This is a genomic window from Pararhizobium sp. P1_E7 (assembly GCF_056405855.1).
In genome coordinates, this window is sequence record NZ_JBFUBH010000090.1 from 1 (window position 1) to 9,397 (window position 9,397).

Sequence of the window (9,397 nt, forward strand, 5' to 3'; positions counted from 1 at the left end):
GGCCGTCCTTGATGCCGTAGACTTCGTAGCAGCCGTCTTCGACCTTGATCTGGCGAACGTCGAAGCCCATCTGCGTTGCCTTCGCCTTCAGGGCATCCTGGGTCATCCACTTGTCCTGTGGTGCGGTTCCGCATTTGCCAGCGTCTTCGGCATGGGCAACGCCGGCGATAACGGAAGCGGCGAACAGGGAAGCAATCAAGATATTTTTCATCGTCATTATCCTTCGTTGACCCGGTCGAGCACCGTTGCTGCGAACCGTTGATAGCAAACTAGGCGAAGGCAGCTGAGCGATAGCTGACGCAAAATGTCAGCGAAACTTCAGCTTCGCAATGATAGGAATGGAGGATGAGACAGGGATTGTTCGTCAGGATAAAAGGAAGCGCGATAGCGTCGCTGGGGCTTGCGCTCCTGCTTGTTGTGGCGCTTGGCCATGTCTCTGCATCCCGTGCCGATGATGATCGTAAGGACGCCGCCTCTCCAGACGATGCCCGTGAACATATTCGCGAGCGCGTCCAGAAGGGCGAAATCAAATCGCTGGCCGAACTGCGGCGCATCGTTGCGGGCGTGGTAGACGGCGAGATCGTCTCAACGTCGATTGATCTGGAGCATGGCACTACGGTCTACGAATTTCGTGTGCTGCGGCCTGACAACCGGATGGTTGAGGTTGAAGTCGACGCCGCATCGGGTGAGGTGCTGGAAATCGAGAACGACGAATGAGAGTGATGCTTGTTGAAGACGACCCCCTGATCGCCCGCGATGTTATCACCCATCTCGAGCGGGCCGGCTTCGTCGTTGTCCACGAACAGGACGGAGAATCGGGCTGGTTCACAGGCGATGCCGAGGAGTTTGGGGCGATCGTGCTCGATCTCGGCCTGCCCAAAATGGATGGCCTATCCGTTCTGAAGCGCTGGCGGGCCGAAGGCCGGACGACGCCCGTGTTGATCCTGACGGCGCGTGGCAACTGGCAGGAGAAAGTGGAAGGCATCGATGCCGGTGCCGACGACTACCTGGCAAAACCCTTCCAGATGGCGGAACTGCTCGCCCGTCTTCGCGCCATCATTCGCCGCAGCGCGGGCCAGGCGAGTTCCACCATGATGTTCGGCGACATCGCCATAGACACGCGGACAAAGACCGTTACACGCCTTGGCCTGCCCATCGGTCTCACGCCCCTTGAATATCGCTGTCTGGCATTCCTGGCGAACAACAGCGAGCGAAACGTCTCGCAGATCGAACTGACGGAACAGCTCTACGCGCAGGACTTCGAGCGCGACAGCAATTCCGTGGAGGTCCTCGTTGGGCGTCTGCGTCGCAAACTTGGCCGTGACGTGATCGCCACCCGGCGAGGCTATGGATATCGCCTCAACGGAAGCGCCACATGAGGCATTCGATCCGGGGTCGCTTCCTGCTTGTGTCCATGATCAGCGTCATCCTCGCCCTCATCATGGCCAGCCTCGTGTTGATCAACCTGTTCACCCGCAACCTCGAGCGCCGGATCGATGAAGAGCTGACGGGGCATATCAACAACATCGCAGGGACACTACGCTTTGCAGCCGATGGCGAAATTGAGCTGCCGGATAGGCCTGTCGATCGTCGCTTCAATGAACCTTACGGTGGCCTTTACTGGCAGGTGGAAGACGACCTTCGCAACAGGCAGCTGCGCTCTGCCTCGCTGTGGGACACGTCGCTTCCTTTGCCAGACGACGCTCAGGAAACAGGCTCCATCCATCGCTATCATCTCGCGGGGCCGGAGGTCTCAGACCTAATCGCGCAGGAGCGCAAGATCGTTTTCGCTGCTCCCGACGGAAAACGGGCCATCCGTGTCGCCGCGGCGATCGATGCGTCCGCGGTATCAAAGGCGCGCCGAACCTTCATGTTCGATATCATTCCCTACATGGTGGCGCTTGCCGTGTTCCTGATCGCAGCCTCGCTAGCTCAATTGACCTACGGTCTGCGTCCGATTTCATCCGTCAGCGAAGCCCTCGACCGCATCCGCGCTCGCAAAGCCGTCCGTCTCGACGGCTCTTTTCCCATAGAACTCCAGACCGTTGTCAATGCGGTCAATCGGCTCCTTGAAGCACAGGCAAAACTGATTTCACGAGCCAGAACACGCGCCGCCGATCTGGCGCACGGCCTCAAGTCGCCATTGACCGTCCTGTTCAATGATGCGGAGACACTACGGGAGCGCGGCCAAGTCGAAATTGCGGACGAGCTGGTTCATCTGGCCGACGTCATGAAATCCCATGTCGACAGTGAGCTGACGCGCAGCCGGATAGCGGGCAGCGCAGAATTGCGCTCGTCCGACGCCGATCTCGCCACGTCGCTCAACACGATCGTGCGGACGTTGAGGCGGACGCCACGTGGCGAGCAATTGAGCTGGACCATCGACGTTGCGCCAGGGACCACTATTGAAATGGATCCGAATGACCTGCAAGAACTCCTGGGCAACGTCCTTGACAATGCCGTAAAATGGAGCCGATCCGCCATCCAGATCAGCGCACAGCAGCAGGGCGCAAGGCCCGTTTTGGTGGTCGAGGATGATGGTCCCGGTGCTAGCCCTGAGGGGCTTTCTACGATCATGGGACGAGGCATCCGCCTCGATCTCAAAACCCCAGGAACAGGTATCGGTCTTGCGATCGTACGGGACATTGCAGATGTGTACGACCTCTCAATCGACATTGAGAACAACGAATTTGGCGGTCTAAGCGTCAGAATTGGCTTCTGAGTGCCCTCGTGCAAGAGCCCTTTCACCAAAGGTCGCAGAGGCATCGTTGGCAGATCTCCAAGTCATCAGGCAACCAGTTAGGGCGAGCGAAGCCTCGATAGTCTACGATTCGGGTCAACCAAGGCGAGGGGTGGGTCTGCTTAATGAGCCGCCATCGTTCGCCACAAACCAGGTCAGTCACGACATGCCAGTGGAGTATTCATTGTGTGTCCTTTGTTTCCAAATTCTTGTCGTGCTGCTGTTGCGCAAAGAGAGACCATGCAGAGATGAAGAGTGCGGCAATGAGCGGACCAATCACAAAGCCGCTGATGCCAAAGAGCGATATGCCTCCGACAGTCGAAATGAGCACTACATAATCAGGGAGGCGGGCACCTTGCCCGACCAATGGTGGACGCAACAGGTTGTCGATTAACCCGATCACCAGCACGCCCACCGCGACGAGGATAAGTCCCTTTAGCCAAAAGCCCATGAGGAGGAGCCAGATGGCGGCGGGAACCCAAACGAGCGCCGCACCGATGACGGGCAACATCGAAAGAAAGGTCATAATGACGCCCCACAACAATGCGGCTTCTATTCCAAGAGCCCAGAACGCAATCCCGCCGATAGTGCCCTGTACTAAAGCAATGATGATGTTCCCCTTGACGGTGGCACGAACGACAGCCGCGAATTTGTCTACAAATTGCCGCGTGTAGGCATCGCTCAGCGGTATCGTATGTCCGATCGTTCGGCGAAGTGCGGCGCCGTCCCTGAACAGGAAGAAGAGGAGATAGAGCATAATGCCTAGGCTTACGAAAAACTGCAGCGTGTTTTGCCCAAAATTCACGACGCTTCCGGCGATCGATTGGCCGGCTTCCACAACACCTGATGAAACTTTCGCGCGCAGTTCGGCAAAACCGCCGAGCTTCAGTGAGTTCAGCCAGTTGTCAATGAATGTCGGCAACGCGTCCTGGATTCGGGCCAGATAGCCGTTAAGGTCGATTTCGTTGCTGCTGATCCGCTGGTAGAGGCTGGTTCCTTCCTGAATAAGAGACCCGAGGATGATCATTGCCGGAATGATGACGAGGCAGATGCACAACAAGACGGTTAGCAAGGCCGCGATACTACTGCGACCTGGCAGCAAGCGCTCCAGCTGCTTATGAACCGGAAAGAAGATGATCGCAAGAACGACGGCCCAAAGGATAGCAGTGTAATAGGGCAGGAGAAGCCAGATGAACGCGATCGTCACCAGCGCTAGAAGGACGTAAAAGCTTGTTCGCTGAATAGACATGACTGCCTTGTTGGCTGGGCTGATCTCGTCACTTCCTGCAGGACCACGCCCAAGGTTGCGTAATTCGACAATAGCCGCGTCGTGACGCAAGGCCAACACCGGAACCGTTACGCTGAGCCGGCCTTCTTGCTCCGGAATTGGAGGGAGTTCAGGTGCCTGATGGTTGTGGGTAGCACGTTAAACCGAATGATGCGAACTGAGCGCCGTCGTATCTACAATTGGGAAAACAGGTTCCATTTCAGCGAGCCGCACCCGTTCATAATTGAGTTTATCGCCAAGTCTTGTTCAAGGCACTGATTCTATGAAATAATATGGCGAGCCGCTTCGAGATCGGCTTAAGGGTCGCCGGTTCAATTCCCCTCAGGGCGTTTGATTTAAGAAAGTTTCGGATCGTCGGTTAGCTTCCAACAATAGCAGCCTCCCTCAATCTTCTTCCTGGAACACCGCCTCGCGCTTTTTCTTGATGCTTGGCAGGAAGACGACGACGAGGACGGCGGCGGCGAGGAACAGGAGGCCGGCGCTGATCGGCCGCGTCACGAAGGTCGTTGCATCGCCGCGCGACAGGATCATCGCCCGGCGCAGGTTTTCCTCCAGCAGCGGCCCGAGAACGAAACCGAGCAGGAGAGGTGCCGGTTCGCAGCGCAGCTTGACCAGCGCATATCCGGCGAGGCCGAAGAAGGCGACGGCATAGAGATCGTAGACGTTGGAATTGACGCTGTAGACCCCGATCGAGCAGAAGGCCATGATGATCGGGAAGAGCACGTAGTAGGGGATGGTGAGCAGTTTCACCCACAGCCCGATCAGCGGCAGGTTGAGCACGACCAGCATCAGGTTGCCGATCCACATCGAGGCGATGATGCCCCAGAACAGGGCCGGCTGTTCTGCCGCCACGTTTGGGCCGGGCACGATGCCCTGGATGATCATTGCGCCGACCATCAGCGCCATCACCGGATTGGCCGGAATGCCGAGCGTCAACAGCGGAATGAAGGATGTCTGCGCTCCAGCATTGTTGGCCGATTCAGGTCCGGCGACGCCGGCGATCGCCCCATGGCCGAACTCTTCTGGGTGCTTGGAGAGGCGCTTTTCGACGGTGTAGGAGGCAAAGGCTGCAAGGATGGCGCCGCCGCCGGGCAGGATGCCGAGCGCCGAGCCAATCACCGTACCGCGCAGCACCGGCGCGACCATCTGCTTGAAATCGTCGCGCGTCGGCAGCAGGCCGGAAACCTTGGCCATCAGCAGCGTCCGGGTCTTTTCGCCTTCCAGGTTGCGCAGGATCTCGGCGACGCCGAAGACGGCGACGGCGACAAAGTTCAGTCCGTCCGCATATTCGCGGATGCCGAGGGTAAAGCGCGGCGTGCCGGTATAGATGTCGGTGCCGACGAGGCCGAGCAGCAGGCCGAGCGCCACCATGGCCAGCGCCTTGACGATCGAGCCATGGGCCAGCGCGATCGAGGAGACGAGGCCGACGATCATCAGCGAGAAATATTCCGCCGCGCCGAATTTGAGCGCGATGGCGGTGAGCGGCAGGGCGAAGATCGCCACCAGGAAGGTGGAAACGCTGCCGGCAAAGAACGAGCCGAGGGCGGCGATCGAGAGCGCTGCTCCGGCCCGGCCCTTGTGAGCCATCTGGTAGCCGTCGATGGCGGTGACGGCGGAGGAGGATCGCCGGGCATGTTGATCAGGATCGCCGTCGTCAAGCCGCCATATTGGGCGCCGTAATAGATGCCGGCCAGCATGATCAGCGAGGAGACGGGCTCGAGCTGGAAGGTGATCGGCAGAAGCATGGCGATGGTCGCCGTAGCGCCGATGCCGGGCAGCACGCCGATCAAAGTGCCCAGCAGCACGCCGATCAGGCTACTTTTCCGGTCATCTTGATGACGGAACCGACGCTTCGGCCGCGAGCGTCGTCGAACTCATATGCCATGCTCCCCCACAGCATCATTGCCGATGATCTCTGCATGTGCGTGCCGGGGTTTGCCTGGTCGTCCATGTAGTCAAATAGCCGTTCTGCCGACGTCGTCACCTCGACATCTGCCTGGGCCGAGCGTGTGTAGATCAACGTGTTTCATCCTTACCCACGCGGTCCTCGCCGTGCGCGGTATGGCCGTGACCACCGTGGCCATGGAATAGATGCATGACTGGGCAAGCCAACAGGAGAATGTAGGGGGCAAGACCAAATGCATGCGCCCAGTGCTCACGCAGCAAGAGGAAGGCGAAGATGACGCCCAGCGACGCAGCAATCAGCGTCCATTTGCGATCCCATTTCATATCCGTACGCTCCTCAATCTCAGGGCATTGCCAATCACGCTAACTGACGAGAGCGCCATAGCGGCCGCCGCTATGATCGGCGACAGCAAAAATCCGAATGAGGGGTAGAGCACCCCGGCGGCGATCGGGACGCCAGCCGCGTTGTAGATGAAGGCAAAGAACAGGTTCTGTCGGATATTGTTCATTGTCGCATGACTCAGCTGGCGAGCCCGAACAATCCCTTGCAGATCGCCTTTGAGCAGTGTTACGCCCGCACTTTCAATCGCGACATCCGTGCCGGTTTCCATAGCAATTCCGACATCTGCGGCAGCCAGGGCAGGGGCGTCGTTCACTCCATCTCCAGCCATAGCGACGATCCGGCCTTCTTCCCGCAAACGCTTGACGATCTTGCTCTTGTCTTCCGGCAGGATTTCAGCCTCGACCTCGGTGATCCCGAGCTTGCGTGCGACCGCGTCGGCCGTCGTCTTGTTGTCGCCCGTCAGCATGACGACCCGGACCCCTGCCTTGAGCAAAGCTTGAACTGCATCTGGCGTCGTCGTTTTGATTGGGTCGGAGATCGCCAAAAGGCCTCCAACACGGCCGTCTATCGCGATGAAGATTACCGTTGCACCTTCACCCCTCATCGCTTCCGCCTGGMTGGTCAGAGCCGAGACATCGATATGAGCTTCCTCCATGATGCGGTGGCTGCCTATGACGAGCCTGCGTCCGTCGACACTTCCCGTAACCCCTTTGCCAACCGGGCTATCGAAATCTTCCGCGACGCCGAGAATCAGCTGCCGTTCTGTCGCCGCGTTAACAATGGCAGTTGCCAGTGGATGCTCGCTCGCCCGTTCCAGTGTTGCCGCCAGGCGCAGCAGTTCGGATTCTGTGAACCCATTTGTCGCGGTCATCGACGTTACCTTGGGTTTCCCCTCGGTCAGGGTTCCAGTATTGTCGACGACCAGCGTGTCAATTTTCTCGAAACGCTCCAAGGCTTCGGCATTCTTGATCAGGACACCAAGACCCGCACCCCGGCCGACGCCAACCATGATCGACATTGGGGTCGCAAGGCCCAATGCGCAGGGACCTGCGATGATGAGCACCGCGACGGCAGCTAGAAGACCGTGAGCAAAGCGCGGTTCTGGACCCCATATCATCCATGCTGCGAATGYGACGATGGCAATCCCGATCACCACGGGGACGAACCAACCGGAAACTTCGTCGGCCAGGCGCTGGATGGGCGCTCGCGAGCGCTGGGCGTCCGCAACCATGCGGACGATCTGCGCCAGCATAGTGTCGCGGCCGACTTTTCCTGCCTCCATGACGAAGCCACCAGTCCGGTTCATCGTGCCGCCAATGAGCTTTGCACCGACCTCTTTGGTGACGGGCATCGATTCACCTGTGATCATCGATTCATCAATTGAACTGCGACCTTCGATAAGGCTGCCATCGACCGGGACCTTTTCACCGGGGCGAACCCGAAGCCGATCCCCGACGACAACCATCTCCAGGTCGATGTCCTCGTCAACACCATCGCGGACCCGGCGTGCCGTCTTCGGGGCAAGGTCAAGAAGTGCGCGGATGGCCCCACCGGTCTGTTCACGGGCTTGCAACTCCAGCACTTGTCCAAGCAATACCAGTACCGTGATGACGGCTGCAGCTTCGAAATAAATGGCGACGGAACCGTCTGCGGAGCGGAACGTGGCGGGAAACAGACCAGGTGCAAGGGTTGCAACAACGCTGTAAATCCACGCGACCCCCGTCCCCATTGCTATCAATGTGAACATGTTCAGGCGCATAGTGACGAGCGACTTCCATGCTCGCTCGAAGAATGGAAAGCCTGCCCATAGGACAACAGGTGTAGCAAGAACGAGCTGAATCCAATTCGAGGTCTGGGCACCAAGCACCATGTGAAGATTGGTGAGGTGGCCACCCATCTCCAGCATGAGCACAGGCACGGACAGAACGAGCCCGATCCAGAAACGGCGTCTCATGTCGAGATATTCGGCGCTGGGTCCGGTTTCTACTGTGACTACTTCCGGTTCCAGCGTCATCCCGCAGATTGGGCAGTTTCCAGGCCCTATTTGCCTTACCTGCGGATGCATAGGGCAAGTGTAAATCACGCCTCGGTCTGATCGGTCACCGCACTTTTTTCGGCTGCCAGCGTGGCCTGAGCATCGTGCCCGTTATGATGATGGTGTTGACCTTTATGGCCCTTTTGATCGTCCATTGGATTTAACTCCGTGTTGGTTCGTCTCTTGTCCGGGACGTTCCCCTCGGCTAGTCCTAGACTCGCAAGGAGACGCATTACGGCGGTGTCGGCAATTGTCACCGACATGGTCGCCGTGCGGGTATCGCAGGCAACCAACGATCATCCCGCCGTTGAGCGGAGGTGTTCAAACAATGGATCKGGGAGGGCCGAGAGCAGGTGACGAGTTGAGGCCGGTGATGGACTGCTGAGGATCAAGGTATCGCTGTGCGCCGGAATCCATGTGAAAAACAACAGGGTTCGAAGCCGGAAGAATGACGTTGCACAGGCTGCATACGCTTTTGCAGCAAGCCTTCTGCTCGGCAGGGTGGAGATCACCTTGTCCAGCTACGTCGCGCTTGGACGTTTCGACATGTGCAACTTGAGGTAAGTCGTCGTCGCATATAACGGGCGCAGCCTCGGCCATCGACGCGACGAGGAACATAATTGCGACCAAAACGGCCAGCAATTCTCTCACGTATCTTCGAATGGTTTGGCTTGCGGCGATCATGTTTTCGCTTGGACCCTATTATCGTATTCAAGCACGATACCGTGCCGTTGCAAGAGTGGCGTTGACCTTGATCAAACGCGAGGACGTTTCCAGCCCCGAAGGTTGGGCTTCCATCTGCTGGGATGGTGAAAACTGGGAGGAACAGCCTCCGGGAAAATGGAGTGTAGCATGGGGATGAATGCGAGCGCGACGAAACTAGCCGTTCTTGTGTTTCCGATAGCCCTTTTCGCCACGGCGATCTGAGCAGCAAACGCCCAGACCGCCGCGCCCAGCAACGTTGTCCTACGACAGGACGGCATGAAGGCGATGGGCCAGTAGTTCCATAATATACCTTATCTATCTGGAACCTGTAGGGGCTATTTAGTAATGCGACAGTTGGGCCAGTTAGAGATGCGACACTCT

At 58.2% G+C, this 9,397-nt stretch carries 9 protein-coding genes and 1 pseudogene; 3 read left to right on the plus strand and 7 right to left on the minus strand.

The window, feature by feature from the left end; genetic code table 11:
• Positions 1 to 211 (minus strand): PepSY domain-containing protein (locus AC1D17_RS26155; protein ID WP_477568187.1); only part of this gene is annotated, 211 nt, incomplete at its 3' end.
• A 134-nt stretch (positions 212 to 345) separates the two neighbouring features.
• Here AC1D17_RS26155 and AC1D17_RS26160 point away from each other — a divergent pair.
• Genes AC1D17_RS26160 through AC1D17_RS26170 form a run of 3 tightly spaced genes read left to right on the plus strand, consistent with a single transcriptional unit; the run spans position 346 to position 2,722 of the window.
• Positions 346 to 717 carry a PepSY domain-containing protein gene (locus AC1D17_RS26160; protein WP_477568188.1) on the plus strand — a complete coding sequence of 124 codons (372 nt, stop codon included), beginning with the start codon at positions 346 to 348 and terminating at the stop codon, positions 715 to 717.
• Positions 714 to 1,379 (plus strand): response regulator transcription factor, encoded by a 666-nt coding sequence (locus AC1D17_RS26165; RefSeq protein WP_477568189.1) that lies wholly within the window; start codon positions 714 to 716, stop codon positions 1,377 to 1,379. The genes AC1D17_RS26160 and AC1D17_RS26165 overlap by 4 nt, the downstream gene beginning before the upstream one ends.
• Positions 1,376 to 2,722 carry a sensor histidine kinase gene (locus AC1D17_RS26170; protein WP_477568190.1) on the plus strand — a complete coding sequence of 449 codons (1,347 nt, stop codon included), beginning with the start codon at positions 1,376 to 1,378 and terminating at the stop codon, positions 2,720 to 2,722. The genes AC1D17_RS26165 and AC1D17_RS26170 overlap by 4 nt, the downstream gene beginning before the upstream one ends.
• A 199-nt stretch (positions 2,723 to 2,921) precedes the next feature.
• Here the strand turns inward: AC1D17_RS26170 and AC1D17_RS26175 are convergent, their stop codons facing one another.
• The 6 genes and pseudogenes from AC1D17_RS26175 to AC1D17_RS26200 all read right to left on the minus strand — a co-directional run bounded on the left by AC1D17_RS26175 (position 2,922) and on the right by AC1D17_RS26200 (position 8,995).
• Positions 2,922 to 3,989, minus strand: a complete 1,068-nt coding sequence (locus AC1D17_RS26175) for an AI-2E family transporter (protein WP_477568195.1) — start codon at positions 3,987 to 3,989, stop codon at positions 2,922 to 2,924.
• Positions 3,990 to 4,412: 423 nt separating this feature from the next.
• Positions 4,413 to 5,833: pseudogene (locus AC1D17_RS26180) on the minus strand (tripartite tricarboxylate transporter permease).
• A 5-nt stretch (positions 5,834 to 5,838) separates the two neighbouring features.
• Positions 5,839 to 6,048, minus strand: coding sequence for a hypothetical protein (locus AC1D17_RS26185; protein ID WP_477568191.1), 210 nt, complete (start codon positions 6,046 to 6,048; stop codon positions 5,839 to 5,841).
• On the minus strand, positions 6,045 to 6,257 hold the full coding sequence (locus AC1D17_RS26190; protein WP_477568192.1) for a DUF2933 domain-containing protein: 213 nt from the start codon (positions 6,255 to 6,257) through the stop codon (positions 6,045 to 6,047). The genes AC1D17_RS26185 and AC1D17_RS26190 overlap by 4 nt, the downstream gene beginning before the upstream one ends.
• Positions 6,254 to 8,341 (minus strand): copper-transporting P-type ATPase, encoded by a 2,088-nt coding sequence (locus tag AC1D17_RS26195; protein WP_477568193.1) that lies wholly within the window; start codon positions 8,339 to 8,341, stop codon positions 6,254 to 6,256. Before AC1D17_RS26195 ends, AC1D17_RS26190 begins: the two co-directional genes overlap by 4 nt.
• Positions 8,342 to 8,632: 291 nt before the next feature.
• Complete coding sequence (locus tag AC1D17_RS26200; protein ID WP_477568194.1) at positions 8,633 to 8,995, minus strand: hypothetical protein; 363 nt, start codon at positions 8,993 to 8,995, stop codon at positions 8,633 to 8,635.
• Positions 8,996 to 9,397: the final 402 nt, after the last annotated feature.

Bases quoted from the DNA above. Each gene is read 5' to 3' on its own strand.
- AC1D17_RS26165 (WP_477568189.1), top strand. From the start codon at position 714: ATGAGAGTGATGCTTGTTGAAGACGACCCCCTGATCGCCCGCGATGTT.
- AC1D17_RS26190 (WP_477568192.1), bottom strand. From the start codon at position 6,257: ATGAAATGGGATCGCAAATGGACGCTGATTGCTGCGTCGCTGGGCGTC.
- AC1D17_RS26175 (WP_477568195.1), bottom strand. From the start codon at position 3,989: ATGTCTATTCAGCGAACAAGCTTTTACGTCCTTCTAGCGCTGGTGACG.
- AC1D17_RS26160 (WP_477568188.1), top strand. From the start codon at position 346: ATGAGACAGGGATTGTTCGTCAGGATAAAAGGAAGCGCGATAGCGTCG.
- AC1D17_RS26170 (WP_477568190.1), top strand. From the start codon at position 1,376: ATGAGGCATTCGATCCGGGGTCGCTTCCTGCTTGTGTCCATGATCAGC.